The following is a 26155-nucleotide window of genomic DNA, read 5'->3' as shown; positions in this document are numbered from 1 at the left end:
ACCCTCATTCACGCCTCATCGGGCAGGCTGTATTGCCGCAGCCGCCCGGCTACTACAGACTGTGTCCATGACCCGAATCCTGCTTGCCCTTCTCTTCGCCCTCGGCCTGGCCGGTTGCGGCTTCCATATGCGCAACAAGCTGATGCTGCCGGCCGATACGGCAGCAGTGAAGGTGGTCTCCACCGCGCCCTACAGCGAACTGGCCAAGCTGCTGCGACGCAGCCTGCGGGCGTCCGGGGCGACCCTGGCCGATGACGACGCGACGGCGCCGGCCGCGCAGCTGCAGGTGCTGTCCGAGCGCTGGGGTGACCTGCCGATCGCCATCGACGCACAGGGCCGTGCGCAGGAATACAGCCTGCGTTATGCGGTGATCTTCATCTTCCGCCGCGAAGACGGCAGTGAACTGGTGCCGCAGCAGGTGATCGAGCTGTCGCGTGATTACGTGTCCCCGCCGACCGACGCCACCGGTACCACCACCGAGCGTGAAATCCTGGCCGATGAGCTGCGCCGCGAGATGTCGGCCTCGATCATCCGCCGCATCGACAGCGTGGTGCGCAATGAACTGCGCGAAGGCCGCAGCATCTCGGCCCCGGGCGAGGCAGTCGACGGCCAGGTGATCCCGGCCGGTCCGGCGCCGGCCGGCGTGCCGGCCATCCGGACCACCATTCCGACCGCCAAGCCTGTCCCCGAACCGGCCAGCCCGCCGGTCCAGGACTGAGACGCTTCGCGGATGGAACTGCGCCCGGAGCAGTTGGCCAGCACCAGTGGCGGCCAGCCGCTGGCCCCTGTCTATCTGATCGCCGGGCCGGAAACCCTGCGCGTGCTGGAAGCGGCCGACGCGGTGCGGGCGAAAGCGCGCGCCGAGGGCATCAGCGAACGCGAAGTATTCGATGCCGATGGGCGCGATTTCGACTGGGGACGGCTGCAGGCGGGGTTCAACGCGCCCAGCCTGTTCAGTGCGCGCCGCCTGATCGAAGTGCGCCTGCCCAACGGCAAGCCGGGCAAGGAAGGCGCCGAAGTCATCAGTGACTTCTGCGCCTCGCCGCCGCCGGACGTGGTGCTGTTGATCACCGCCAACGAATGGAGCAAGTCGCACCAGGGCAAGTGGGCCGACGCCGTCGGTCGCGCCGGGGTGACGTCGGTGGCCTGGGCGATCAAGCCGCACGAGCTGCCTGAGTGGATCGAGCGCCGCCTGCGCGGCAAGGGCCTGCGTGCCGATCCGCAAGCGGTGCAGCGGCTGGCCGAGCGGGTCGAAGGCAACCTGCTGGCAGCCGCGCAGGAGATCGACAAACTGGCCCTGCTGGTCGAATCCGGGCAGGTGCTGGACGTGGAGAAGATGGACGCGCTGGTCGCCGATGCGGCCCGCTATGACGTGTTCCGGCTGGTGGAATCGACCTTCTCCGGCCAGCCCACCGCCGTGCTGCGGATGGTGGCCGGCCTGCGTGCCGAAGGCGAGGCGGTGGCTGCCCTGATGCCGATCGTCATCCGTGAACTGCTGGCCGGCGCTGCGCTGGCCCAGGTGCAGGCGCGCGGTGGCAACTTGGCCGCGGAAATGAAGTCCCGCGGTATCTGGGAAGCGCGCCAGGCGCCGTACAAGCGCGCGCTGCAGCGGCATCCTGAAACCAAGCGCTGGGAGCGCTTCGTGGCCGAAGCCGGGCTGGTGGACCGCATCGCGAAGGGACGCGCCGATGGCGACCCGTGGCTGGCGCTGGAACGCCTGCTGGTGGCGGTGTCCGAAGCACGTGCGGTACGCCTGCTGGCGCGTGCCTGAGCCCGGCCATGGGCCTTCGCATCTATTACGGCGGTACGTTCGATCCGGTGCATAACGGGCACCTTGCCATTGCGCGTGCGGCACGCGATGCCCTGGACGTGCCGATACGCTTGTTGCCTGCGGCCGATCCGCCGCACCGTCCCGCCCCCGGCGCCAGTGCCGCGCAGCGCTGCCAGATGCTGCGGCTGGCGCTGGCCGAGGAAGCCGACCTGCTGCTGGACCGCCACGAACTGGAGCGCGCCGCCCGCCATCCGCAGCGGCCGTCCTACACCGTGGAGACGCTGGCCGAACTGCGCCACGCGCTTGGCCCGGATACGCCGCTGGCGTGGCTGGTGGGGGCGGACAGCCTGCTTTCCCTGGCTGCCTGGCACCGGTGGCAGGACCTGTTCGGGCTGGCCCATTTCATCGTGGCCGAACGCCCGGGCAGCGTCTTGCCCGATGTCGTGGAGGGGGCGCTGGGTGAGGCGCTGCACGGGCGCTGGACCGACCAACCCCAGGCCCTGCACGTGGCTGCTGCCGGCCGGGTGCTGCGGCTGCGCCAACCGCTGCGCGGCGAGTCGGCCAGTGAGGTGCGCAGGCGCATCGCCGCCGGCGGGCCGTGGCAGCCGCTGGTACCGCCGGCGGTGGCTGGTTACATCGCCGAACATCGGCTTTACGGTGTGTGATCACGGGGCCTGGCGGCTGTCATCCGCCGGTCGGGGTGCAGGTCACCGACGCGGGAACCTCGCCGCCGAAGGTGGCGCGGGTATGCTCATACAGGGCGCGCAGGACAGCCTGTTTGTGGTCGGGTTCATTCACTGCCAAGGGTAGATGGATGCTTCCGCGCGTATCGCACCGCCAGGCGACGCAACCGGGGCAGGAATCCCCTTCAGGAAGTACTGGCGCCTGCACGGGCGCTGCAGTGCTGCCAAACGCGATGCCCGAGGCGACGACGAAGGTGGCAAGCAGGTTCATGGTGATGCTCCAGTCATGGGAAAGGGCGCGCAATCCGCGCGCCACCATCATCGGCTCGCCCACCTGGGGTCTGTTATCAGGCAGCGTAGGCGGCGCAGGTCAGGCCAGCGGCCTGTCCGCCTGGGGGCTGAACCCGGTGAATGCCTCAGGCGCCGGTCCCACGTATAATCCCCCCTACGTTTATCGAGTCGACCCGCTTTGAGCAACCAGCCCCAACCCCAGACCATCAAGGTCGAACTGCCCAACCCGCCGCCCTCCGTGGAGCAGCTGTTGGCCTGCGTGACCGACGCCACCGAAGAGCTGAAGGCCAAGGACGTGGTCACCATCGACGTACGTGGCAAGTCCAGCGTCGCCGATTACTTCGTGATCGCATCGGGTACTTCTTCGCGCCACGTGAAGTCCATCGCCGAGGAAGTGGTCCGCTTCGCCAAGAAGCTGGACATGATGCCGCTGGGCGTTGAAGGCGAGCGCGAAGCCGAATGGGTGCTGGTCGACCTGGGCGATGTCGTGGTCCATGTCATGCTGCCGCGCGTGCGCGAACTGTATGCGCTGGAGCGCCTGTGGACGGTGGGTGACCAGCGTCGCCAGCACGAAGAAGAAGAAGAAGGCCAGGACGACGAGGTCTGATCGTCCTGCTGCCTGTGCTGTACCCCCGACGGCGCCGATGGCGCCGTTGGACGTTATGAGGATGCCTGATGAAAGCACGACTGATCGCCACCGGTGAACGTGCCCCCAGCTGGGTGGCGCAGGGCTTTGCCGAATACCAGAAGCGGTTGTCGCACTGGCTGCCGTTCGAGCTGGTGGAGATCGAGCCGGGCCTGCGTGGCAAGGGCCGCGATGCGCGCCGTGCGACCGATGACGAAGGCAAGCGGGTGATCGCCGCGCTGCCGAAGAATGCCTGCGTGGTGGCGCTGGACGTGCCCGGGCGACAGCTCAGCTCGGAACAGTTGGCGCAGCGGTTGGAGCACTGGCGCGGGCAGGGCAGGGACCTGGCGTTCCTGATCGGCGGACCGGAAGGGCATTCGTCGGAGGTGTCGGCGCTGGCGGATGAAAAATGGTCGATCGGGCCGTTGACCCTGCCGCACATGCTGGTGCGCCTGGTCGTCGCCGAACAGCTGTATCGCGCCGCGGCGATGTTGGCCAACCACCCCTACCATCGGGCGTGAAGAGTCGTTATACTGGCCGTCTGCCCGAATAGCTCAGCCGGTTAGAGCACTTGACTGTTAATCAGGGGGTCGTTGGTTCGAGTCCAACTTCGGGCGCCATTTTGAAAACCCGCATCGCGAGATGCGGGTTTTTTTTGTGTGGCATGCTGCGCCCATCCTTGGCCGGAGCGTCACGATGGGTGAGATCATCACAGCGGGTATCGTCTTCGCCTGCCTGAGCGCGGCGTCGATCGGCATGATGTACCTGTACCCCCGCTTGTCGGCCCGGCACCGGGACGATGAAACCAATACGGTCCTGCGGTTGGTGGCCAATATCTTCGTGGTGATGACCTCGCTGGTGTTCGGCCTGCTGATCAATTCGTCGAAGAACACCTTCGAAACCATCGATTCGAACGTGCACGGTTTTTCGACCAGCCTGATCATGTTCGACCGCTCGCTGCGGACGTACGGGGTGGAAACCGAGGAGACCCGACGGCGGCTCAGGGAGTACATCGAGACCGCCATCGCCCACCCCGCGCGCAGCGACGATGCCCTCGTCCACCACCACGACCCGGCGGCCAACGCGCTGGACCAGGTCGGTGGCGCACTGGATCGTATCGCGCCCTCCGATCGTTTCCATGAAGGGCTGCTGGCCGATGCGCGACAGCAGTACCAGAACGTCGTGCTGCAACGATGGAGCATCGTCGAACAGTCCGAAGCCAGCGTACCGCGCCTGATCATCTGGATGCTGATGGCGTGGATGACGCTGATCTATGGAAGTTTCGGCTATCGCGCACCGCACAACCCGATGGTGGTCGGCATGTTCCTTGTATCGGCTGCTTTGATCGCGACTTCGGTGTACTTCGTGCTGGACATGAGCGTGCCGTTCCATGGGCCGATCCAGGTGTCCGCCGCACCGCTGCACCGCGCGCTGGCCGAGATCCAGCCCTGAAGCAATGCAGCGCGTAGCCCTGCCCCGGTAGCGCCGAGCCACGCCCGGCGGTAGGCTTCAGCAGCCAGCATCGGCATCAGGAGCGATAACTCATGGAGAAACAACAAGCCGCCGCTATAGCAGAGGCCGTGCTCGATCCCCACCTGCAGGCACAGCATCGCCGTTCCGCGATATTGAAGGCGGCCTCGCGGCAGCGGGCTGGAAATCGGGCTGCGGGCGTGTCCGCCGAGCATGGCTGGGCGCTACCGGTACACTCGCCTTCCCGCACAAAAAAGCCCGGGCACCAGGCCCGGGCTTTTCCACATCACGCGATGCAGCCGATCAGTTGAACGTGTACTTCGCGCCCACCGTGAAGTAGCGGCCGATCGCGCCGCTGAAGTGCAGCGGGTTGTAGTTGATGCCGCCGTAAGTAGCCGGATCCAGCGGTGCGGTGCGGTCGAACACGTTGGCCACCGAGCCGAAGATCTCCAGTCCGTCCATGGCCTTCCAGTTGGCCGACAGATCAAACGTGGTGAACGAGGCGACCTTGCAGTCGCCCGGTGCCGGGCTGCCATCGGCGCGGAAGTTCAGGCAGTCGTCTTCCTTGGTGCCGCCGGTTTCGGCCAGGTTGTCCATCGAACTGATGTAGTTGACGATGCCGCTGACCGACCAGTCGTGGTAGTTCCAGGTGGCACCGAAGTTGATGCGGTCCTTCGGCGTGCCGATGCAGTTGGTGACATCGCAGTTGCCGTGGGTGCCGGCGTATTCGTGGGTGGTGTCACCCTCGGTACGCTCGAACTTGCTGGTGTGGCTCCACTGCAGGTCCAACCGCAGGTCGCCGGCGGTGCCCAGCGGGATGTCCTGGCGGATATCGGTATCGATACCCTCGACTTTCGAAGCACTGGCATTCACGTAGTTCGTGTTGATGGCCAGGATCGAGCCGGTGCCCGGCACACCATTGAGCAGGTCGGTATCGCGCAGCACGTTGCCTGACGCGATGGCGTCAGCCGTTGAACCCTGCGCGATTTCATTGCTGCGCTTGATACGCCATGCGTCCACCGTGATCGACGTGGTGCGGGTCGGCTGCAGCACGATGCCCAGCGAATAGCTCTTGGACTCTTCGGGTTCCAGAAGCGGGTTGGGCCGGGTGATGATCGCCACCGGCTGCTGGCCGCAATCGTCCTGGGTGCCGCCCGGGGCGGGGGTGCCACCCGGGCAGCGGACCGGGTCGAGCGCATTGGAGAAGGCGGCCAGGCCGCCGTCGCCGTTCTCGGCCGGGTTCGGCGCGCGGAAGCCTTCGGCATACGTACCGCGTACGGCGATCCAGTCGATCGGCGTCCACTTGAAGCCGACCTTCGGGGTCACAGAATCATCGCCGCTTTCGTATTTGTCATAGCGCGCGGCGGCGGTGAGTTCCAACGATTCCAGCACCGGCGCGGCCAGTTCGGCATAGGCGGCGTAGACGTTCTGGGTACCGTCGTAGGACGAGAAGCCCAGCCCGATGATGTCGCCGGCATCGGTGTACGTCTGCGGCGACAGGCTGTTGGTGGTACGACGCCACTCGGTGCCCAGTGCCAGTCCCAGGGGACCGCCGGCCAGGTCCATCAGCGAGCGGTTCACCTTGAAGTCGAACATGTCCAGGCTGCTCTTGGCGGTGGCCTGAATGGTCGGGGAAATGTAGTCGTACAGGCTCTGCGGATTGCCTTCCGAGCCGGCGCCGATGTTCCATGTGCCGGCCGGGCAGGCCAGATCGCCCAGCACGCACTGCACCGCGCTGTAGCGCAGGAAGCCGTCACGCTTGTTGACCAGGTTGGTGGACGAATGCAGGTAGCCGGTGTCGTAGCTCCACTCGCCCCAGGTGCCCTTGACCCCGGCCAGGAAGCGGATGAACTCGTTGTCGTTGTTGGTCACGCGCGGGCCGACATCGAAGGCGTTGTAGCGCACCCGCACCGGTTCTCCGTACGGGTTGTCGGGATGCCCGACCGCCAGCACGGTGGCACCGGGGCCGCTGTTTGCGTTGACCGGCCCACCCGGATAACCCCACGCGCCGGAGACATTGGACGGGGTGTTGTTGAAGGTGGTTTCCTTCTTGGAGTAGCCCATTTCCACGTAGGCTTCGGCGCTGTCGTTGAAGGCGAAGGTCGCCCGTCCGAATACGTTGACGTACTTCTCTTCCGGGCTCAGGTCACGGTAGTCGGCCATGTCCCACAGGCAGCCACCGCCGGCATCCTGCGGCGTGACGCTGGAAAGCCCGGCGCAACCGGGCAGCGATTCCAGCAGGCCGGTGGTCGGGTTGAAGATGCTGCCGGCCGGCGAGTTGCCGCCGCCGCTGCCGTTGCCGGTGATCGCCCCGCCGAGGAACTGGCTGCCGCCGGCGCTGTAGCCCCAGCGACGCAGGTCGCCGGTACCGATCCAGTCGCGGTTGCGGCGGTCACTTACGCGGATGCCATCGGACTTGCCCACGTCGATGCTGGCGAAGGCATTCCAGCCATCTTCGGACAGGTTGCCGGTACCGGCGGTCAGGGTGGCCTTGCGCGCATCGCCGTCGCTGTCGCCGGACAGGCCATACGACCCGCGCAGGATCACGCCTTCGAAGTCACTGCGCAGGATGATGTTCACCACGCCGGCGATGGCGTCCGAACCATAGGTGGCCGACGCGCCGTCCTTCAGGACTTCCACGCGCTCCACGGCATCCAGCGGGATGGTGCTGAGGTCGGTGAAGACCTTCTGTCCGTCATCGGCCAAGCCATAGGTGGCCATGCGCCGTCCGTTCAGCAGCACCAGGGTGGAGCCGGCGCCCAGGCCGCGCAGCGAAATGCCGGCGCCGCCGCCGGCGAAGCCGTTGCCGAAGGTCTTGGGGATGGAGCCGGAGCCGTCCGAGGTCAGGGTCTGCAGGTATTCGGCCACCGTGGTCTTGCCGGTACGGTCGATTTCCTGGCGGGTGACTACCTGCACCGGGGAAGGGGTTTCGGTATTGGTGCGTGGGATGTTGGAGCCGGTGACGGTGATCCGGTCCAGGTTGGTGGCGGGGTCCTGCGCGAAGGCCGTGGTGGACCCGGCGGCGGCCAGCAGCAGCGCGCTGCCGGCAAGGACGTGGGTGATGGACGTGGCAAGCGACGTGCGGCGGCTGGCACGGGGAAGGGTCGGGTATTTCACAGCTCTCTCCTGACTGGGAATACGTAGTGGCATGTCCTACCGCAGGCCCCCTTGCCCCGCGATGTCGCCAATCTAGGTTTCTTTCAGGTGACGCAAGAGTGAAATTTTGCTTAATCGGGATCGCTTTGTGACGTCCGTCAGGAAGCTGGACAGGGGGTGATATCCGTCACCCCCTGTCGCGCCTTACTCTGGCAAGGAGAACTCGATCGGCACCAGGCCCACCGAGGACATGGCAACGCCGTCCTGCATGGACGGTTCGAAACGCCACTGGCGCAGTACCTGCTGGCGCGCAGCAAGGTCCAGCGCACGCGAACCGCTGCTGCGTTCGATGGAAACCGCAGTGGGGCGACCGTCGGCACTGACTTCCACCCGCAGCAGGACGGTGCCCTGCTCACGGCCACGCAGGGCGGCGATCGGGTACGTCGGCGGCGGGGCGGAGCGGTACCGCAGTTGTGCGCCAAGACCGCTGTGGGTGGGCGTAACGGTCTGCAGGGGCACGCCCGGAACGGGGGCGGGCTGCGGTTCGGCGGCGGGCACGGCGTAGGCCGGGACCTGTTCGGTGACGGTGGTGGGGGTCGGCAGGGGCGTCGGCTGTGGTTTCACCACGGTCTGCGGCGGTGCGACCTGCTGGACGACTTCCGGCGGGACCGGGGTGGGCGGCAGTGGCTTGTCCGGGGTGATCCAGCGGATCTGCGGGGCCTCAGGTGGCAGGGGGGCGGCCACGTAGGCGGCGGGGATCACCAGCAGCATGAAGGCCAGCACGTGCAGCGCGATCGCGGTGCTCCATGCGGCGATGCGGGCGGGGTCGAAGCGGAGCGGGACTACCGGGTACGTACGAACCATGGTTCACCTCCATGCAAGCCAGCAGGGGGACGTCATCGGGGCCGGTGGATGCCGGTGGATCAGCAATAGCGCGGCCAGCGCGGCGTGCCCAGCGGGGGGCGCGCGTTCGTTTGGTTACGAGTCAGGTAAGGGCGGTGGCGCCACGTAGTGACGACCTTGGTCGTCACCTGCAGGTCGGCACCCGGGCAGAGCGGTGACGACCAACGGTCGTCACCCACCAAGGGCGGTGGTCACCCACCAAGGGCGGTCGTCACCCACCAAGGGCGGCACTCACCCGCGATGGCCTCAGCGGCCGAGTTCGAACACCACGTCCAGGTTCACCGACACGGTGGTTTCACCGGCGGCCACCGGAGTGCTGGCCATGTCGGCGGCCATCGGCGCGGCCGCGGCGCGCATCATCACCGGGCGGAAGCCGCCGCCGCTGCTTTCGGAAATGCTGACGATGCGGCGCACCTGCAGGCCCAGCGACCTGGCGTAGGTCTGCGCACGGGCCTGGGCCTTCTTCAGCGCGGCCAGGCGGGCTTCGTCGTACACCGGTTCCGGCTGGTCGATCTCGAAGCTGGGGCCGTTGATCTGGTTGGCGCCCTGTGCGGCCAGCGCGTCCAGCACCTTGCCCAGCTTGGCGATGTCACGCACCTTCAGGCTGACCGTGTTGCTGGCCTGGTAGCCGGTGATCTTCGGTGCCTCGTTGTCAGCGTAGCGATACTGCGGGCTCAGGTTCACCCCGCTGGTCTGCACGTCGCGCTCGGCGATGCCGGCGGCCTTGATCGCGGCCAGCACGGTGTCCATCTTCTGCGCGTTCTCGCGCATCGCGGTGTTGCCGTCCACGGCCTGGGTGACCACGCCGGCGGACAGGGTGGCGATGTCCGGCACGCGGCTGGCTTCGGCGTTGGCCGATACGTTGAGCAGGGTGCCTTCCACCGGGGCGATGGCAGGGGCCGGTACGGCGGCTTGAGCGGTCACGGAAGCTCCCAGGGCGAGGGTCAGGGCGAGCAGCAGGGGCGAGAGGACAGGGCGACGCATGGAGATCTCCTTGAAGGCCATCGAGGTTGCTGGCGAAGGGATGAACGCGTTGTGAGCCGGAACGGGGTTGCGCATGGCCACGGCATGTTGCCTGCGATTCAGGCCGCGCGCGCAGGGTATGCTGTGTCGATGCTCTATCTTGCCTCCCGCTCCCCCCGCCGCAGTGAATTGCTTGCCCGCCTTGGCCGTCCGTTCCAGACCCTGGACCTGGACGTGGCCGAAGTGCGCGCGGCTGGCGAAACGCCGCGCGATTATGTGCAGCGGGTGGCCGCCGACAAGGCCCGCGCCGGCCTCGCACAGGTGCTGGCCCGCGACCCGGATGCGGTGGTGGTCGGGTCGGACACCGAAGTGGTGCTGGGCGAGCGCGTGTTCGGCAAACCGGCCGATGCCGAAGATGCCGCGGCCATGCTGGCCGCGCTGTCCGGCCGCACCCACCAGGTGATGACCGCCGTGGTGCTGGCTTCTGCCAGTGGCCTGGCGGTGGACATCGTGGTGTCCGAGGTCACCTTCGCGGTGCTGGACGAAGCCCGCATCGCCGCTTACGTGGCTACCGGCGAGCCGTTCGGCAAGGCCGGCGCGTATGCGATCCAGGGAGAAGCAGAACGCTTCATCACCCATCTGGCCGGGAGCTATTCCGGGGTCATGGGATTGCCGCTGTACCAGACCGACCGGCTGCTGGCCGGCGCGGGCTTGCCTTCCCACCCTGTTGCCGCCACGGAGGCTGCCGTACATGTCTGAAGAAATACTGGTCAACGTAACCCCCCGCGAAACCCGGGTGGCGGTGATCGAGAACGGCATGCTGCAGGAGCTGCACATCGAACGTGGCTGGCGGCGCGGCGTGGTCGGCAACATCTACAAGGGAAAGGTGCAGCGGGTGATGCCCGGCATGCAGGCCGCGTTCGTTGAAGTGGGCCTTGAGCGCGCCGCGTTCCTGCACGCCAACGACGTGGTGCGGCCGGCCCCGGTAGCCAGTCCGGACACCGACGGCACCACCTTGCCGCCGCCCTCCAGCGTGCCCATCGTGGAGCTGCTGCGTGACGGCCAGGACATCGTGGTGCAGGTGGTCAAGGACCCGATCGGCACCAAGGGTGCACGCCTCACCACCCAGATCAGCATCCCCTCGCGCTACATGGTGCTGCTGCCGCAGTCCAAGGTGGTCGGCGTTTCGGCGCGCATCGAAGACGAAGGCGAGCGCGCACGGCTGAAGGCGCTGGTGACCGAACTGTCGGCCCAGCACGGCGGCTACGGTTACATCGTGCGCACCAACGCCGAAGGCCAGCCGGCCGAAGCGATTGCCGAAGACGTGGCCTACCTGTCGCGGGTATGGAACGTGGTCGAGCGGCGTGGCCGCGAGGCCGCTTCGTGCAGCGTGATCTATGAGGACCTGAGCCTGCCGCTGCGTTCGGTGCGCGACCTGATCCGCAAGGACGTGGACAAGGTGAAGGTCGATTCCAAGGAAACCTTCGTGCAGCTGCAGGCCTTCGTGGCCAAGTACATGCCGGTGCTGGCCGAGAAGCTGGAGCTGTACGCCGGCGACCGCCCGATCTTCGACATGTTCGGCGTGGAGGACGAGATCGGTCGTGCGCTGGACAAGCAGGTGCCGCTGAAATCCGGCGGCTACCTGGTGATCGACCAGACCGAAGCGATGACCACCATCGACGTCAACACCGGTTCGTTCGTCGGCCAGCGCAACCTGGAAGAAACCGTCTACCGCACCAACCTGGAAGCGGCGCAGGCGGTGGCCCGGCAGCTGCGCCTGCGCAACCTGGGCGGCATCATCATCATCGACTTCATCGACATGGTGGACGCCGAGCACCGTCGCCAGGTGCTGCGCACGCTGGAAAAAGCACTGGCCCGCGACCATGCCAAGACCACCGTGTACGACTTCTCGCCGCTGGGCCTGGTGGAGATGACGCGCAAGCGCACCGTGGAAAGCCTGGAGCGCCAGCTGTCGGAAACCTGCCCGCAATGCAGTGGCCGTGGCAGCATCAAGACCACCGAAACGGTCACCTACGAAATCTTCCGCGAGATCACCCGCGCGGTGCGCCAGTTCGAAGCGGCGCGCCTGCTGGTGATTGCTTCGTCGAAGGTGGTGGCCCGCATCACCGACGAGGAATCCACCGCCGTTGCCGAGCTGGAGGAATTCCTCGGCAAGAGCATCCGCTTCCAGGCGGACGACCAGTACCTGCAGGAACAATTCGATGTGGTCCTGCTCTGATCTTTACCGGCCGGTTGCCGGCCAGGGCCGATGAGCGCGCCGCCGCGCCTGCGACTGCGAAGGATCCGCCGTCTTGCCCTGTACGCGTCCGCCATCACCCTGGTGGCGGTGGCCTTGCTGGTGGGCACCTTCAGCCAGCTGCTGCCGCTGGCTGAGCGGCACCCGGAACAGATCGCGGCATGGTTGACTGCACGTGCCGGCCAGCCGGTGCGCTTCGATGACCTGAAAGCGCAGTGGACCCGCCGTGGCCCACTCCTGCAGCTCGATGGCCTGCGCATCGGGGCCGGCGATGGCCTGCGCGTGGGCCAGGCCGAAGTGCAGGTGGCGATGTACGCCGGCCTGCTGCCGGGGCGCTCGCTGACCGAACTGCGCCTGCGCGGACTGGCGCTGACCCTGCAGCGGGCCGACGACGGGCGCTGGAGCGTGCGCGGCCTGCCGAGCCGGCCGGGTAGCGATCCGCTGGAGGCACTGCGGCGGCTCGGTGAACTGCAGGTCGAACGCGGTCGTTTGACCGTGGACGCGCCTTCGCTGGGGCTGCAGGCGACCCTGCCGCGGCTGGACGTGCGGCTGCGGGTCAACGGCGACCGCCTGCGCGTGGGGGTGCGGGCGTGGGCCAAGCAAGACGCGCTGCCGCTGTCGGCGGTGCTGGACGTGGACCGCCGCCGTGGTAACGGCGAGGCCTGGCTGGGCGGGGATCCGGTGGACCTGCAGGCGTGGTCGTCGCTGCTGTCCGGCGCGGGCGTGCAGGTGCTGCAGGGCCGCGGCGAACTCAATGCCTGGGTGGCCCTGCGTGACTTCCGCCCGGTGATGGTCACCACCGATTCCGACCTGACCGCGCTGCACCTGGCCGGCGCGCCCACGGCCCATGTGGCGCGGCCGACGCTGGACGTGGAGCGCCTGCAGATGCGCGCGCGCTGGCGTTACAGCGAAGGCGGCTGGCGTGCACAGGCGCCCCTGCTGCGGGTACGTGCCGAAGGCCGCGAACAGGTGCTGGACGGCCTGCTGGTCGGTGCCGGGCAGCACATGGCGCTGGTCGCCGACAACGTGGATGGCAACGTGCTGCTGCGCGGACTGGCACTGACCGATCGGGTCGATGCCGGGCTGCGCGACTGGCTGTACCGGGCCCACCCGCAGGTGCGCGTGCGTTCGCTGCAGGCCCGCGGCGAACGCAACGGTGCGCTGTGGGTGCAGGGTGATCTGGAAACACTGGCGTTTTCCAGCGTGGACGGCGGGCCGGGACTGGCCGGCGTGGGCGGCCGCTTCCAGGGCGACGCCGAAGGATTCTCGCTGCAGTTGCAGCCGCAGCAGCAACTGCAGTTCGACTGGCCGAAGGGCTTCGGCGTGCGCCACGACGTGCGCCTGGCCGGTGAAGTGGTGGGCTGGCACGACGAGGCCGGTGGCTGGCGCATCGGCACCCCGGCGCTGCGCGTGCAGGGCACCGATTATGCAGCCGACGTGCGCGGCGGACTGTGGTTCCAGGGCGACGGGACGCGGCCGTGGATGCAGCTGGCGGCGAAGATCGACGATGTGCCGATGACCGCCGCCAAGCGCTTCTGGATCCGTTCGAAGATGAGCGCCAACGCGCGCAACTGGCTGGATACCGCGCTGCAGTCCGGGCGCGTGCGCAACGGCATCGGGCTGGTCACTGGTGACCTGGACGACTGGCCGTTCGACCGCAACAACGGCCGTTTCGAGGCCACCGGGCATATCGAGGACGGCACCATCCGCTTCCAGAAGACCTGGCCGGACATGACCCAGGTGGATGCGGACATCGCCTTCATCGGCCCGGGCTTCTCGCTCAAGGGCCGCGGCGACCTGGCCGGCGTCAACGTGGATGCGATGGAAGCAGGGATCGAAGACTTCGGCCAGACGCCGCTGTACGTGCGTGCGCAGAGCCGCAGCGAAGCCAGCCGACTGTTGGCGATGCTGCGGCGGAGTCCGCTGCACGGACAGTACGGCGACACCCTGGATGCACTTAGCGCCAGCGGCCCGGCCAACGTGGATTTCGACCTGCTGCAGCCATTGCATCCCGGCCAGCCCGGGCACCTGCAGGGCAGCGTGGCGCTGGATGGCGTGAAGCTGTCCGACAAGCGCTATGCGCTGGACTTCGAGGACGTGCGCGGCAGCGCGAAGTACGCCGGTGGCGGCTTCGGTGCCGACAACCTCAGCGTCCGCCATCTTGGCGCGCCGGGCACGTTGAGCCTGCGCGCCGGTGGCTTCGTGCGTGATCCGCAGCTGGCCTTCGAATCGGAATTGAAAGCCAACCTGGACGCCGGCACGCTGCTGGACCGTGCCCCGGAACTGGCCTGGCTGAAGCCTTATATCGAAGGCCGTTCGGACTGGACGATCGGCGTGGACATGCCCAAGGTGGTGGCTGCGACCGCGACCGCGGCAGCAGGCGGCCAGGCAGGGCCGACCCCGCCGGCACGCCTGCATCTGCAGTCCGCCCTGGTGGGCACTACGCTGAGCCTGCCGGCACCGCTGGACAAGCCGGCCGCCGAGGCGCTGGATACCCGCGTGGCGGCGCAGCTGCCGATGGGCAATGGACGTATCGACGTGGCCTTCGGCGAGCGCCTGGCACTGGCCGCGCGCACCCAACAGGGCCATACCGGCGTGCAGGTCACGCTGGGCAGTGCCCGGGTGGACCGCGATCCGCCGGCCAGCGGACTGGCGGTCAATGGCCGAAGCGGCTCGCTGGATGCGCTCGAATGGATTTCCCTGGCGCGTGGTTCGGCCGGCGACGGCAACGACGACGGCACGCCCAGCGATCCGATGCCGCTGCGTTCGGTGGATGTGCAGGTGGCCCAGCTGCTGCTGATCGGCGGGGTGTTCGAACAGACCCGCCTGCAGCTGCGGCCGACCGCCCAGCACCTGGACGTGCGCCTGGACGGCCCCTCGCTGGCCGGCCAGCTGCAGGTGCCCAACGCCACTGGCGGCACCATCAGCGGCACCCTGCAGCGCGTGCACTGGAAGTCGCTGCCGGGCCCGGCGCAGCCGCGTCCACGCGATGGCGCACCGATCGTGATGCCCGATGGCGAGGTGATGGCCGCGCGCGTGCAGGCCAGCGCCAACGACACCGATCCAGCCGCCATTCCGCCGCTGTCACTGGATATCGCCGACCTGCAGTTCGGCAAGATCAACCTCGGCCAGGCGGTGGTGCGCACCCAGCCCGTTGCCAACGGGCTGCGCGTGCAGCAGCTGGATTTCCGTTCGCCGAAACAGGCCATCGATGTGCGTGGCAGCTGGTTGGGCAAGGGGCCTGCGGCACGTACCGACCTCACCGCGCAGGTGCGCAGCGAAGACCTGGGCGACCTGCTGCGCGACCTGGATTACGGCGGCCAGCTGCGTGGCGGGCAGGGCAGCATAGACCTGCAGGCCGGCTGGGCCGGTGGGCCGTCGGACTTCCAGCTGGGCAACCTGCAGGGCAGCATGAAGGTCGATGCACGCAACGGCCAGCTGCTGGAACTGGAGCCCGGTGCGGGGCGCGTGCTCGGCCTGCTGAGCATCACCCAGCTGCCGCGCCGGCTGATGCTGGACTTCCGCGACTTCTTCTCCAAGGGCTTTGCGTTCAACCAGATCGCCGGCACGCTGGCCTTTGCCGATGGATCGGCCACGACCGACAAGGTGATGATCGAAGGTCCAGCCGCCAACATCCGTATCCGCGGCCGTACCGACCTGCGCGCGCAGCAGTTCGACCAGACCATCGACGTCAACCCGCGCTCGGGCAACCTGCTGACCGTGGTCGGCGCAGTGGCCGGCGGCCCGGTGGGCGCCGCGCTGGGCGCGGCCACCAATGCGGTGCTGTCCAAGCCGCTGGGCGAAATCGGGGCCAAGACCTACCGCGTCACCGGCCCCTGGAAAGACCCGAAAGTGGAGGTGGTGGAGCGCGATGCGTCCGTGCCGCCGCCGCCCAAGCCGACCGCGCGCTGAGCGCCCGGCGCTCCCCTCTGCATGACGCGGCTTGCCATGGCCGCGTTCTGCCCCCAGATTGAACCTCATGACCGATAACGCCCTTACCCTCGCGACCGACCGCCTGCTGCAGCCCGCCGGGCTGGATGCAGGCACCCTGGAAAACACCTTCGGCCACCTGCTGGGCCCGGGCATCGACTTCGGTGACCTGTACTTCCAGCACGCCCACCGCGAAAGCTGGAGCGTGGAAGACGGCATCGTCAAGGACGGTGCGCATTCCATTGAACAGGGCGTCGGCGTGCGCGCGATTTCCGGTGAGAAGACCGGCTTCGCGTACTCCGATGACATCCACCGCGACGCGCTGTCCAACGCCGCGCACTCGGCCCGCGCGATTTCGCGCGAGGGTGGGGCGCAGACCGGCAAGTCCCTGCTGCGCGGTGATGCGCGCGCGCTGTACCCGGCGCTGGATCCGGTGGACAGCATGGGCAACGAAGCCAAGGTGGAAGTGCTCAAGCGCCTGGACGCCTACCTGCGTGCCGCCGACCCGCGCGTGAAGCAGGTGATGGTGAGCCTGTCCGGCGGCGTGGACACCATCCTGATCGCCCGCAGCGACGGCGTGCTGGGCGCGGACATCCGCCCGCTGGTGCGCTTGAACGTGCAGGTGATCGTGGAGCAGAACGGCCGTCGTGAATCCGGTTATTCCGGTGGCGGTGGTCGCTATGACTACACCGAACTGTTTGCCAGTGGCCGTCCGGAAGCCTTCGCCCGCGAAGCGCTGCGGCAGGCCCTGGTGAACCTGGACGCGGTACCCGCACCGGCCGGCGTGATGCCGGTGGTGCTCGGCCCGGGCTGGCCCGGCGTGCTGCTGCACGAAGCGGTCGGCCACGGTCTGGAAGGTGACTTCAACCGCAAGGGCACCAGCGTGTATGCCGGTCGCCTGGGCGAGCGCGTCGCCTCGCCGGGGGTGACCATCGTCGATGACGGCACGCTGGAAGGCCTGCGCGGTTCGCTCAACATCGATGACGAAGGCCAGCGCACCCAGTGCACCACGCTGATCGAGGACGGCATCCTGGTCGGCTACATGCAGGATTCACTCAACGCACGCCTGATGGGCATGGCGCCGACCGGCAACGGCCGCCGTGAGTCGTTCGCGCACCTGACCATGCCGCGCATGACCAATACCTACATGCGTGCCGGGCAGCATGATCCTGAAGAGATGATCCGCTCGGTCAAGAAGGGCCTGTACGCGGTGAACTTCGGCGGCGGCCAGGTCGACATCACCAGCGGCAAATACGTGTTTTCGGCCACCGAGGCCTACCTGATCGAAGACGGTCGCATCACCGCGCCGGTGAAGGGCGCCACCCTCATCGGCAACGGTCCGGAGACCATGCAGAAGGTGCGCATGATCGGCAATGACCTGGCGCTGGACCAGGGCGTCGGCATCTGCGGCAAGGACGGCCAGAGCGTACCGGTCGGCGTGGGCCAGCCGTCGCTGCTGATCGATGGACTCACCGTAGGTGGCACCCAGGCGTGATGCCGGCGGTGCCCCTGCCCGGTGGCGCCGCGCGCTTCCCGGCGGCATCCCTGCCCGGTAGCGCCGAGCCATGCTCGGCGGCTTTCCCGGCAGCGCAGGCCTCAATCCTGGCTGTCGTCCGCGTCGTCTTCCCCGGCGTCGGCGTCTTCGCCGCTGTCGGCCACGATCAGCCCCAGCGCGGCCGGCAGCATCAGCCCACGCAGCACCTGGAAGATTTCCCGGTAGGCGCGCGGCGGCTTGTTCTTGGCTTTCTCGGCCTGGGCGTTGCGCACCAGCGTGCGCAGCTCCTGGCGGTCGGCCTGCGGGTATTCGTCCAGCAGCTTGGACAACGCGGCGTCGCCATCGCTCATCAGCTTTTCGCGCCAGTCTTCGGCCCGGTGCATCATCGCCACTTCGCGGCGGCCGGTATCGCTGTTGGCGTCCAGCGCCTCGCGGATGGCATCCAGCGTGGACTCTTCTTCCCGGCGCATGTGCTTGGCCAGGAACGCCAGCTGCCGCTTGTGCGCGATGTGGGCGGTGATCCGCTTGCATTCGGCGATGTGCGGCAGCAGGTCTTCCGGCACCGGCAGGCGCGCCAGCTGCGCAGGAGTCAGCGAAACCAGCTTTTCGCCCAGCGCAAGCACGTCCAGCGCTTCATTGCGCTTCTGCTTGCGGCTTTTGTCGTGGAATTCACCGGTTTCTTCGTCGCGTCCGCGCATCGTCTTTCCTACTTTCGTAAATACGTCGCCCGGCGCAGTACCGGGCCCAACCTGTACAGGATAAAGCATTGAACGTCATCGCCCCTGAAGCGGCCGCTGCCGCTGGTCCCGAGGCCCGGCTGGAACAGCTGGCCGATATCTCCCGGCAGCTGCTGGACCACGCCCGCCGGCTGGGCGCCAGCCAGGCTGAAGTGTCCTGCAGCGAGGACCGCGGGCTGGATGTGAACGTGCGCCTGGGCGAGGTGGAGACAGTGGAATCCACCGCCGACCGGGGGATCGCGGTCACCGTCTACTTCGGCAAGCGCAAGGGCAGCGCGAGCACTGCCGACCTGCAGCCGTCCAGCCTGGTGGCCACGGTGGAGCAGGCCTGCGCGATCGCCCGGCATACCGAAGACGATGCCGCCGCCGGCCTGGCGGACGCCGCGCTGATGGCCCGCGAGTTCCCGGAACTGGACAGCTGGCACCCGTGGGCGCTGCAGGCCGACCAGGCCATCGACCTGGCATTGGCCTGTGAAGCGGCCGGCCGCGACAGCGACGCGCGCATCAGCAATTCCGATGGCGCCTCGGCATCGACCGGGCAGAGCCTGTCGGTGTATGCCAATTCGCACGGCTTCTTCGGCCGCGAGCGCGGCACCCACCATTCAATCAGCGTGGCGCTGATTGCCGGGCAGGGTGACGGCATGCAGCGCGATGGCTGGTATACCAGCGCGCTGGCGCGGGAGGACCTGGAGGACCCGGCCGCGGTGGGCCGCAAGGCCGCCGAGCGCACCATCGCCCGGCTGCAGCCGCGTTCGATGGCCACCAGCAGCATGCCGGTGCTGTTCGCCCCGGAAGTGGCGCGCAGCCTGGTCGGCCACCTGCTGTCGGCGATTTCGGGCGGCGCGCTGTACCGCCAGTCCAGCTTCCTGCTGGACAGCCTGGGCACTTCCCTGTTCCCGGCCTGGATGCAGATCGACGAGCTGCCGCACCTGCGTCGTGGCCGCCGTTCGGCCGCCTTCGATGGCGACGGCGTGGCGACCCGGACCTCGGCGATCGTGCGCGATGGCGTGCTGCAGCGCTACATCCTGGGCAGTTATTCGGCGCGCAAGCTGGGCCTGCAGACCACCGCCAACGCCGGTGGCGTGCACAACCTGCAGGTGGCCGCCAGCGCACCGGGGCTGGACCTGCATGCCATCGCCCGGCAGATGGGCAACGGCCTGCTGGTGACCGAGCTGATGGGGCAGGGCGTCAACGGCGTGACCGGCGATTACTCGCGTGGTGCCGGCGGCTTCCGCGTGGAGAACGGCGAAATCCTGTACCCGGTGGACGGCATCACCATTGCGGGCAATCTGCGCGACATGTTCCAGTCCATCGAGGCGATCGGCAGCGACGTGGACGTACGATCGCACATCGCCATCGGCTCGCTGCTGATCGGCAAAATGACGGTCGCCGGTAACGACTGACGTCGTTATTGGCGTACTCTTGCCGGGCTGCGACGGCCCACGGGGAGTGGGTCGCGCCGACCCTACACCTTAAAAGGAGTTTTCCGTGAGCGAATTCGACAACGTCACCGCCCCGCCGCCGCCGCCGTCCAGCGTGGAGCCGGCCCCGGCCGACCAGCGCACCATGGCACTGGCCGCGCACCTGCTGGGCATCTTCACCTGGTTCATCGGCGCACTGGTGATCTGGCTGATCAACAAGGACGACGCCAGCAAGGCCTTCGTCACCGACCAGGCCAAGGAAGCGCTGAACTTCCAGATCACCATCGCCATCGCCATGGCGATCTGCGTGGTGCTGATGATCGTCTTCATCGGCGCGCTGCTGATGCCGGTGGTCGGCGTGTTGAACGTGGTCTTCTGCATCATCGCCGCAGTGAAGTCCAACAACGGCGAAGCCTACCGCTACCCGTTCACCCTGCGCCTGATCAAGTAATCACGGTGGGTGACGACCGTTGGTCGTCACGCTCTGAACAAAATGCCCGGCAATGCCGGGCATTTTTTTGCGCAGCGCAGCGCAGCGCGCTCGCCGAGCATGGCTCGGCGCTACCGGTTCCCCGGATCGGATCGCGGGGTATCAACCCGCGCTCGGCGGCACCGGCGTGTTGAGCAGCTGCTGTTCCCACAGGTAGGCGATTCCGCTGCCGGTGGCGTGCTGCTTCAGCACTTCGGTCAGCTCGGCCGCGTGCTCGGTGCGCGCCCAGTCGCGCTGCCATTCGGCGGCCAGTGCCATCCAGGTCATCATGTTGGCGCCGGCCGCGATCATGCGCTGGATCGCCACCTGGTGGGCCTCGACTGAAACCGCGCCGGAGGCATCGGTGATCACGGTGACATCCCAGCCTTCGCCCAGCGCCTGGATCACCGGCATCGCCACGCAGATCTCGGTCCACAGGCCAGCGATGATCAGCTGCTTGCGGCCGGTAGCCTTTACCGCGTCGACCACTTTCGGGTCTTCCCAGGTATTGATGAAGGTGCGATCGATGACTTCCTGGCCGGGGAAAACATCGGTGATGTGCGGGAAGATCAGTCCACCGCGGTCGGCGATCACGCTGGTCAGGATGGTCGGCACCTTGAAGGCCTTGGCCGCCTTGGCCAGCGCCGTCGCGTTGTTCACCACGGCATGCGGGTCGTGGCTGTTGAGGTTCGCCAGCTGGTAGGGCTGGTGGTCGATGAGCACCAGCACGGAATCTTCAGGGCGGAGCAGCGAGGAAAGGCCATTGCGGAAGGTCATGGAGTCATCCTGTTGTCGAGGGGTGTGCAGCGAACCCGAACCTTGTCATCCCCCCGCCCGGGGCGGTAGAACCCTTTCCTGCCAAGCTGTGTCGCACAATGGGGAACGCGGGACGGGCCCGGTGTGTGTCAGGCTGGCGAGTGGATCCGGGAGGTCACGGTGGATATCGAAGAACTGCGCACGTTCGTGGAAGTGGCCAACGCAGGCGGCGTTTCGCCTGCTGCGCGCCGGTTGAATGTGTCCAAGTCGATCGTCAGCCGGCGGCTGGCCCGGCTGGAGGCGGAACTGGGCGTACAACTGCTGGCACGCACCACGCGCGGTGCGGCGCTGACCGAAGCCGGCGCGACGTTCCGCGATCACGCCGCCAAGGCCTGCGCGGAGATCGATGCGGCGCGCGATGCGATCCTGCCCAGCGGTGATCTGCGCGGGCGCCTGCGGGTTGCCGCTCCGCTGACCTTCGGACCGACCCACTTCGCTACGGTGTTCGCCGAGATGGCGCGGCGCCATCCGCAACTGCACGTGCACGCGGTCTACAGTGATCGCTTCGCCGACCTGGTGGCGGAGGGTTTCGACTGCGCGATCCGCGTGGGTTACCTGCCCGATTCCAACCTGGTCGCCCGCTGCGTGGGACCGCTGTACGGGAAGCTGGTTGCCAGTCCGGAGTATGTGGCGGCGCATGGCGCGCCGGAAACGCCGGACGAATTGTTGGCGCATGAGGCGCTGATGCAGGGCACCGAAGCCTGGCAGTTCAGCGATGGCGATGCCGTGGTGACCGTGCATCCGCGTGGGCGCTTCAAGGCCGACAACGGTACCGCGCTGATTGCCGCGGCGGTGGCCGGGCTGGGCATCGCCTGGCTGCCCGATGGACTCACCCGGCCCTATCTGGACGCCGGCACGCTGGTGCCGGTGATGCCGCGTTATCCGCCGCCGGCAGCCGGAATCTATGTGATCCGTCCGCCGGGCCCGCACCCCTCGCTGAAGGTGCGGGCGCTGACCGAACTGCTGATTTCCTGCTTCGACGAGGGTCCGCAGGAAGCGGCGTTTCGCCGCTAGCTGCTGCGCCAGCCGCAGGTCAGGATGAAATCGAGCACGCCGATGACCAGCAGCGACAGCCCCAGCAGCGGGAACAGGATGCCGCCGATGCACAGCAGCGCGAAAACGATGGCGATCGTGCGTTTCGCGTGCGGCAGGGGAGGGATGCCGATGCCACCGGCGGGACGGCGTTTCCACCACATCACCGCGCCGCTCACGCACAGCAGGATGATCGCCGCGCAGGCAACAAGCAGCACCAGCCGGTTGAAGGTGCCGTACTGCTGGCCGAGGTGCACGTTGATGCCCCACTCCAGTCCACGGCCCAGCGCGCCATAGTCGGCGTAGCCCATGTCCAGCAGGATGCGGCCACTGTACTGGTCCATGTGCACCACGCGTTGCAGGCTGACCTGCTCGGGATAGACCGACGCGGAGTACACCCCCATCGCGCCACGCGGTAGTGCCACGCTGTAACCGGGCGCCATGCCCAGCCCGTTGAAGCGCTCCAGCGCGGCATCGATGCCGATGGCCCCGGGCTGCGGCGCGAGATCCCCGGACACCCTGCCGCCGTGACCTCCATGGCCCTCGTGCGCCTGCTGCTGTGGCGGCGCGGCGTGCAGCGCAGGGGCGTGCTGCGAGGTCGGCAGCCTTGCCTGCTCCATCGACCAGCTGGTAGCGGTGGCATCGGCCAGGCGCTGGTCGGACATCGGTACATCCACCCGCACGCCAGCCGGGTATCCAACGTTGTGGCCGTTGGCCCAGACGTTGACCTGCTTGCCCCAGACCAGCGACCACGGCATGCCGGTCAGTGCCAGGAACAGCAGCACCGCACCCACCCAGACGCCGGTCACCGCATGCAGGTCACGCCAGAACAGGCGCTGTGCAGGTCGCCCCCGCACGCGGGTGACGCCTCCGCGCTGCCCGCGCGGCCACCACAGGTAAACCCCTGTGATCACCAGCAGGATCGCCCAGCCCGCGGCGATTTCAATCAACGCACTGGCCCGGTTTCCGATCAGGTCCAGGCTGTGCAGCCGGCGCACCACGCCGGAGAACGTGCCCTTGTCCGGCAGCGAGCCCAGCACCCGCGCGGTGCGGGGGTCGACGTAGTACACATCGCGCGCTCCATCAGGCTGCTGCACGCCGATTTCCACGCTGCCATCGGCGCGCTCCGGTAGGGTGTACCGGAACGTCTGTCCTGCTGCGACGGCTTCCACGGCGGCGATCTGGGCACTCGCCGCTGTGGGCGTACCGCGCGCGGGATCCACTACTTTCAGATCGTGGTGGATCCAGCGGTCGATCGGCTTCTGGTACAGGTACGCCGCGCCGGTCACCGCCAGCCATGCGATGAACGGCAGCACGAACAGGCCCGCATAGAAGTGCCACCGCCACACCGCGCGATGGAAGCGCCAGCGATCAGTGGGCCCTGGAGAAGGCGTGGTCTGCATGTCAGATATCCCGTGTCCAGCTCAGGTAGAGCGCGCGTCCATCACCGGGTGAGTAACCGGAGGATCCGCTGTCATACCAGGCATACACATGGAAACGGTCGGTCGCGTTCTTCAGTTGCAGGGCCACGCGGTTACGCGCGTCCACGTGGTAGGTCGCGCTCAGGTTCATCAGTACGTAGCCGCCATGCCGGCCCAGCGTATTGGTGCGTTCCACGAAGTAATCGCCTTGCCCGTTGCCCCATGCGCTGAAGCTCCAGTCCGCACGCGGCGCGTACTCCACGCCGGCATTGGCCAGCCAGTTCGGCACGTTCTCGATCTGCCGGCCACGGGTCTGCGGCGCGCTCGGGTCGGCCACGGTGATCACCGCTTTCTGGCGCGAATACGAACCCCAGGCCCGCCATTGTTCGTTGGCCTGCCAGCTCAGCTGGGCATCCCAACCGCGCCGTAGCGTCTGGCCGACATTGCCGACTTCATTGGCACCGATCGCGCCGTTGACGCCCAGGATGGTGGCCACTTCATCCGATGCGCGCTGCTCCCAATACGCCACGCGGGTCTGCAGCCCCGGCAGCGGCGTCCATTTGAGCCCGCTTTCCCAGCCTTCATTGCGCGAGGGCAGCACGTTGTTGGCCTGGATACGGTACGCACCGTTGCCACTGCCGATCTGGAACGTGCGGCCCCAGTTGGCATATGCCACGGTGCGCGCACCCACGTCGTAGGACACGCTCAGCTTGGGTTGTTTGATCAGCCCGTAGTTGTAAGCAGGCGCATGGCTGCCATCGGCGCGGTTGTGGAACCCGCCGTCGATGTGATCCACCCGGTAGGCCGGCACGATCTTGAGCGCTTCAACCGGCTTGACCACGACCTGCACATACGCGCCCTGGGTATCCAGGTCGAAGCTCCAGTCACGCAGGGTGGTCTGGCGCTCGCGCGCCACGGTGCGGTAACGGGCGGCGAGATTGTCCTGCCACTGCGCGTCCACGCCGGCATCCAGCACCAACTCCGCCAGCGATGTAGCAGGGCGCCAGGTGGTGTTGAGGATCACGCCGCGGTGCGTCTCGTCGTTGAAGCGCTCCTGCTGTGCGCCGCCGGCGGTGAAGGTCACCCAGCGCTGGTTGCGGTAGTCATTCTGGTAGGCCTTGGCATTCCAGCTCCAGCCGTTGACCAGCTGGCCATCGGCATGCAGTGCGGTCTGCACGGTCTGGCGCTCACTGCGGTCATCGCGCGCGTAATCGGGGGATTGCGTTGGATTGGCCTGCACTTCGGCGTAACTCAGGTAGCCGGCTTCCAGTGCGGTGTTCTTGTAGTAGCGGGTGCTCAGCCCCGCACGCCACTGGCCTTCTTCGTTGGTGTAGAACCACTTGCCGGCGAAGCTGCGCTGATTGGATTCGGCATGGTCGCGCTCACCATCGGCGCCGCGCCAGCCGACGAAATAGTTCTGCGCCCACGCGCCCTTTTCGAAGCCCTTGGCGATCTGGATATCGCGGGTGCCGAAGCTGCCGACGGTGAGGCTGGCCTGCCCGTCGTTACCGCCTTGGCGGGTCAACACGTTCACATCGCCGGCGATGGCATGCAGGCCATAGCGGGCATCGTTGGTGCCGCGGACGATTTCCAGTGCACTGATGTCCAACGGGAACACCGCATCCAGATACGGCATCCCACCCGCATTGTCATTGCTGGGAATACCGTCGATCAGCAGCTTGACCGCGTTGATGCGGCCTTCGCCGTTGAAGCCGCGGAAGGAGAAGCGGCCGGCATCGGTGCCCATCTTGAACTGGGTCACCTGCACGCCAGGGGCGTTCATCAGCAGCTCCCAGCTGTGGTCCACTTTCTGCTGCTGCAGCAGGTCACCGCCGATGACGTCCACCGAGGTGAATACCAGGCGTGCCGGCAGCTCCCGCTGCGCCGTCGCGCGGGCTTGTACGGTGCCCAGCGTCAGTGCGGTTCCATCCTGCGCGAATGCCAACGAGGGTAAGGCGGCCGCGCACGTTAGTGCCGCCAGGATCGCCGTTGGCAGCGGGTGCTTTGGTTGAAGTTTTTTCATTGTCCACGACATCGAAATGCCGCGACCGGGGGCGGTCGGGGCAGGCAGAAGATCCGGTGCGTCAGCCCGGTGGAAGGGAAGCAGGGGATCCAGTCGCGCGCCGAAACGCAGCGTGCAGCCGCGGGCCGGGGAACTGAATCAGCAGGCGATGGCGGGCGGACCGCGTGCGCCCAGCGTGCCCAGCGCAGGTGCGGGCCGGGTCGGGTGACGTGCCGTGATCGTGCGGAAGGCCGAGGGCCAGACGGTGAGCAACAGCAGCAGCGCGACCAGCAGGCTGATCATCCGCACGGCGATCAGGCAGTAGTCGCACTCCACGCCCATCTCATGCTTGGCATGGGGATCGGCGGAGGCGGGCGCTACGGTTTCGCTCGACGCGGCGTGGGACGGCGGCTGCGCTGCCGTCATGTCGTGGTGCAGGGCGTGCTGCATGCCATGGTGCATGTCGTGCGCGCTCCCCATGTGCGGGTTCGCGGCAGCTTCCATGGACGCCAGGGCAGCGCTCGGCGCGGGATGATCCGCCAGCGCCCGGCTGATCAGCGGCGCCACCATCACCAGGGCCATGGCCAGGCATGCCCAAGCGTGGAGCCAGCGGTGGAAGAGGGGCGAGCGCACGACTTGGATTCTAGGGGAAGCCAGCGGCATCAGCGCGTGAGATGGCCGTTCAACTGCCCGCTGCGACGCTTTGTCACACCTGGGCCCGGGGTCACCAACGCCGGGATGCTGCCAATTACGCCGCGGTTGAATATAGTGAG

The 26155-nt window shown here is 67.5% G+C and carries 22 protein-coding genes and 1 tRNA gene; 14 read left to right on the top strand and 9 right to left on the bottom strand.

Translation table 11 applies throughout. The features are described 5' to 3' along the window. Positions 1–67 precede the first annotated feature (67 nt). Genes ABE522_RS05210 through nadD form a run of 3 tightly spaced genes read left to right on the top strand, consistent with a single transcriptional unit; the run spans position 68 to position 2436 of the window. A complete protein-coding gene (locus tag ABE522_RS05210) occupies positions 68–718 on the top strand; it encodes an LPS-assembly lipoprotein LptE (RefSeq protein WP_346590806.1) in 651 nt (216 codons plus the stop codon). Between the two features lie 12 nt (positions 719–730). Beyond that, positions 731–1771 (top strand): DNA polymerase III subunit delta, encoded by a 1041-nt coding sequence (gene holA / locus ABE522_RS05205; RefSeq protein WP_346590805.1) that lies wholly within the window; start codon positions 731–733, stop codon positions 1769–1771. Between the two features lie 8 nt (positions 1772–1779). Next, positions 1780–2436 (top strand): nicotinate-nucleotide adenylyltransferase, encoded by a 657-nt coding sequence (nadD, locus tag ABE522_RS05200; protein ID WP_346590804.1) that lies wholly within the window; start codon positions 1780–1782, stop codon positions 2434–2436. Between the two features lie 19 nt (positions 2437–2455). Here nadD and ABE522_RS05195 read toward each other — a convergent pair whose 3' ends face one another. After that, positions 2456–2725, bottom strand: coding sequence for a hypothetical protein (locus ABE522_RS05195; RefSeq protein ID WP_346590803.1), 270 nt, complete (start codon positions 2723–2725; stop codon positions 2456–2458). Between the two features lie 198 nt (positions 2726–2923). Between ABE522_RS05195 and rsfS the strand changes: the two genes are divergently transcribed. From rsfS to ABE522_RS05175, 4 genes are all read left to right on the top strand, one after another. Next, positions 2924–3352, top strand: coding sequence for a ribosome silencing factor (rsfS, locus tag ABE522_RS05190; protein ID WP_346590802.1), 429 nt, complete (start codon positions 2924–2926; stop codon positions 3350–3352). A 68-nt stretch (positions 3353–3420) separates the two neighbouring features. After that, positions 3421–3891, top strand: a complete 471-nt coding sequence (gene rlmH / locus ABE522_RS05185; RefSeq protein ID WP_191770439.1) for a 23S rRNA (pseudouridine(1915)-N(3))-methyltransferase RlmH — start codon at positions 3421–3423, stop codon at positions 3889–3891. A gap of 22 nt (positions 3892–3913) precedes the next feature. Further along, a tRNA-Asn gene (locus ABE522_RS05180) sits at positions 3914–3990 on the top strand. Positions 3991–4066: 76 nt separating this feature from the next. After that, positions 4067–4822, top strand: a complete 756-nt coding sequence (locus tag ABE522_RS05175; RefSeq protein WP_346590801.1) for a bestrophin-like domain — start codon at positions 4067–4069, stop codon at positions 4820–4822. Positions 4823–5143: 321 nt separating this feature from the next. Here the strand turns inward: ABE522_RS05175 and ABE522_RS05170 are convergent, their stop codons facing one another. From ABE522_RS05170 to ABE522_RS05160, 3 genes are all read right to left on the bottom strand, one after another. Further along, entirely contained in the window at positions 5144–7957 is a 2814-nt protein-coding gene (locus tag ABE522_RS05170; RefSeq protein WP_346590800.1) for a TonB-dependent receptor, read from the bottom strand. Between the two features lie 183 nt (positions 7958–8140). Continuing rightward, a complete protein-coding gene (locus ABE522_RS05165) occupies positions 8141–8800 on the bottom strand; it encodes an energy transducer TonB (protein ID WP_346590799.1) in 660 nt (219 codons plus the stop codon). A gap of 285 nt (positions 8801–9085) precedes the next feature. Beyond that, a complete protein-coding gene (locus tag ABE522_RS05160) occupies positions 9086–9823 on the bottom strand; it encodes an SIMPL domain-containing protein (protein WP_346590798.1) in 738 nt (245 codons plus the stop codon). Between the two features lie 129 nt (positions 9824–9952). Between ABE522_RS05160 and ABE522_RS05155 the strand changes: the two genes are divergently transcribed. From ABE522_RS05155 to tldD, 4 genes are all read left to right on the top strand, one after another. Then, complete coding sequence (locus tag ABE522_RS05155) at positions 9953–10561, top strand: Maf-like protein (RefSeq protein ID WP_346590797.1); 609 nt, start codon at positions 9953–9955, stop codon at positions 10559–10561. After that, a complete protein-coding gene (gene rng / locus ABE522_RS05150) occupies positions 10554–12041 on the top strand; it encodes a ribonuclease G (RefSeq protein WP_042612244.1) in 1488 nt (495 codons plus the stop codon). The genes ABE522_RS05155 and rng overlap by 8 nt, the downstream gene beginning before the upstream one ends. A gap of 30 nt (positions 12042–12071) precedes the next feature. After that, entirely contained in the window at positions 12072–15971 is a 3900-nt protein-coding gene (locus tag ABE522_RS05145) for a YhdP family protein (RefSeq protein WP_346590796.1), read from the top strand. Positions 15972–16038: 67 nt separating this feature from the next. After that, a complete protein-coding gene (gene tldD / locus ABE522_RS05140; RefSeq protein ID WP_346590795.1) occupies positions 16039–17484 on the top strand; it encodes a metalloprotease TldD in 1446 nt (481 codons plus the stop codon). 101 nt (positions 17485–17585) lie between these two features. Here tldD and yjgA read toward each other — a convergent pair whose 3' ends face one another. Continuing rightward, positions 17586–18182: a ribosome biogenesis factor YjgA gene (yjgA, locus tag ABE522_RS05135; RefSeq protein ID WP_346590794.1), complete on the bottom strand. Its 597-nt coding sequence runs from the start codon at positions 18180–18182 to the stop codon at positions 17586–17588. 68 nt (positions 18183–18250) lie between these two features. On the opposite strand from yjgA, the gene pmbA reads away from it, so the two are divergent. After that, a complete protein-coding gene (gene pmbA / locus ABE522_RS05130) occupies positions 18251–19624 on the top strand; it encodes a metalloprotease PmbA (protein ID WP_346590793.1) in 1374 nt (457 codons plus the stop codon). An 85-nt stretch (positions 19625–19709) separates the two neighbouring features. Next, positions 19710–20093, top strand: coding sequence for a DUF4870 domain-containing protein (locus ABE522_RS05125; RefSeq protein WP_042612249.1), 384 nt, complete (start codon positions 19710–19712; stop codon positions 20091–20093). 141 nt (positions 20094–20234) lie between these two features. Here the strand turns inward: ABE522_RS05125 and ABE522_RS05120 are convergent, their stop codons facing one another. Continuing rightward, complete coding sequence (locus ABE522_RS05120; protein ID WP_042612250.1) at positions 20235–20888, bottom strand: isochorismatase family protein; 654 nt, start codon at positions 20886–20888, stop codon at positions 20235–20237. 159 nt (positions 20889–21047) lie between these two features. Between ABE522_RS05120 and ABE522_RS05115 the strand changes: the two genes are divergently transcribed. Further along, positions 21048–21941: a LysR family transcriptional regulator gene (locus ABE522_RS05115; protein ID WP_346590792.1), complete on the top strand. Its 894-nt coding sequence runs from the start codon at positions 21048–21050 to the stop codon at positions 21939–21941. On the opposite strand, the gene ABE522_RS05110 is transcribed toward ABE522_RS05115, so the two are convergent. The 3 genes from ABE522_RS05110 to ABE522_RS05100 all read right to left on the bottom strand — a co-directional run bounded on the left by ABE522_RS05110 (position 21938) and on the right by ABE522_RS05100 (position 25964). Beyond that, the gene (locus ABE522_RS05110) at positions 21938–23362 is read right to left on the bottom strand and encodes a PepSY-associated TM helix domain-containing protein (protein WP_346590791.1); all 1425 of its coding nucleotides are present in this window, start codon (positions 23360–23362) and stop codon (positions 21938–21940) included. The genes ABE522_RS05115 and ABE522_RS05110 overlap by 4 nt on opposite strands. A 1-nt stretch (position 23363) precedes the next feature. After that, positions 23364–25403, bottom strand: coding sequence for a TonB-dependent receptor (locus ABE522_RS05105; protein ID WP_346590790.1), 2040 nt, complete (start codon positions 25401–25403; stop codon positions 23364–23366). A gap of 138 nt (positions 25404–25541) precedes the next feature. Then, a complete protein-coding gene (locus ABE522_RS05100; RefSeq protein WP_346590789.1) occupies positions 25542–25964 on the bottom strand; it encodes a hypothetical protein in 423 nt (140 codons plus the stop codon). Positions 25965–26155: the final 191 nt, after the last annotated feature.

The sequence above is a fragment of the Stenotrophomonas lacuserhaii genome, assembly GCF_039674585.1.
Taxonomy (GTDB): domain Bacteria; phylum Pseudomonadota; class Gammaproteobacteria; order Xanthomonadales; family Xanthomonadaceae; genus Stenotrophomonas; species Stenotrophomonas pennii_A.
The sequence above is the reverse complement of the archived record's forward strand: the minus strand, read 5'-3'. Positions and strand labels throughout refer to the sequence as shown.

What these genes read in the sequence shown, in the direction of transcription:
- ABE522_RS05210 (WP_346590806.1), top strand. Translation starts at nt 68, where the DNA reads ATGACCCGAATCCTGCTTGCCCTTCTCTTCGCCCTCGGCCTGGCCGGT.
- holA (WP_346590805.1), top strand. Translation starts at nt 731, where the DNA reads ATGGAACTGCGCCCGGAGCAGTTGGCCAGCACCAGTGGCGGCCAGCCG.
- nadD (WP_346590804.1), top strand. Translation starts at nt 1,780, where the DNA reads ATGGGCCTTCGCATCTATTACGGCGGTACGTTCGATCCGGTGCATAAC.
- ABE522_RS05195 (WP_346590803.1), bottom strand. Translation starts at nt 2,725, where the DNA reads ATGAACCTGCTTGCCACCTTCGTCGTCGCCTCGGGCATCGCGTTTGGC.
- rlmH (WP_191770439.1), top strand. Translation starts at nt 3,421, where the DNA reads ATGAAAGCACGACTGATCGCCACCGGTGAACGTGCCCCCAGCTGGGTG.
- ABE522_RS05175 (WP_346590801.1), top strand. Translation starts at nt 4,067, where the DNA reads ATGGGTGAGATCATCACAGCGGGTATCGTCTTCGCCTGCCTGAGCGCG.
- ABE522_RS05165 (WP_346590799.1), bottom strand. Translation starts at nt 8,800, where the DNA reads ATGGTTCGTACGTACCCGGTAGTCCCGCTCCGCTTCGACCCCGCCCGC.
- ABE522_RS05160 (WP_346590798.1), bottom strand. Translation starts at nt 9,823, where the DNA reads ATGCGTCGCCCTGTCCTCTCGCCCCTGCTGCTCGCCCTGACCCTCGCC.
- ABE522_RS05155 (WP_346590797.1), top strand. Translation starts at nt 9,953, where the DNA reads ATGCTCTATCTTGCCTCCCGCTCCCCCCGCCGCAGTGAATTGCTTGCC.
- rng (WP_042612244.1), top strand. Translation starts at nt 10,554, where the DNA reads ATGTCTGAAGAAATACTGGTCAACGTAACCCCCCGCGAAACCCGGGTG.
- ABE522_RS05145 (WP_346590796.1), top strand. Translation starts at nt 12,072, where the DNA reads ATGAGCGCGCCGCCGCGCCTGCGACTGCGAAGGATCCGCCGTCTTGCC.
- tldD (WP_346590795.1), top strand. Translation starts at nt 16,039, where the DNA reads ATGACCGATAACGCCCTTACCCTCGCGACCGACCGCCTGCTGCAGCCC.
- yjgA (WP_346590794.1), bottom strand. Translation starts at nt 18,182, where the DNA reads ATGCGCGGACGCGACGAAGAAACCGGTGAATTCCACGACAAAAGCCGC.
- ABE522_RS05120 (WP_042612250.1), bottom strand. Translation starts at nt 20,888, where the DNA reads ATGACCTTCCGCAATGGCCTTTCCTCGCTGCTCCGCCCTGAAGATTCC.
- ABE522_RS05110 (WP_346590791.1), bottom strand. Translation starts at nt 23,362, where the DNA reads ATGCAGACCACGCCTTCTCCAGGGCCCACTGATCGCTGGCGCTTCCAT.
- ABE522_RS05105 (WP_346590790.1), bottom strand. Translation starts at nt 25,403, where the DNA reads ATGAAAAAACTTCAACCAAAGCACCCGCTGCCAACGGCGATCCTGGCG.
- ABE522_RS05100 (WP_346590789.1), bottom strand. Translation starts at nt 25,964, where the DNA reads ATGGCCCTGGTGATGGTGGCGCCGCTGATCAGCCGGGCGCTGGCGGAT.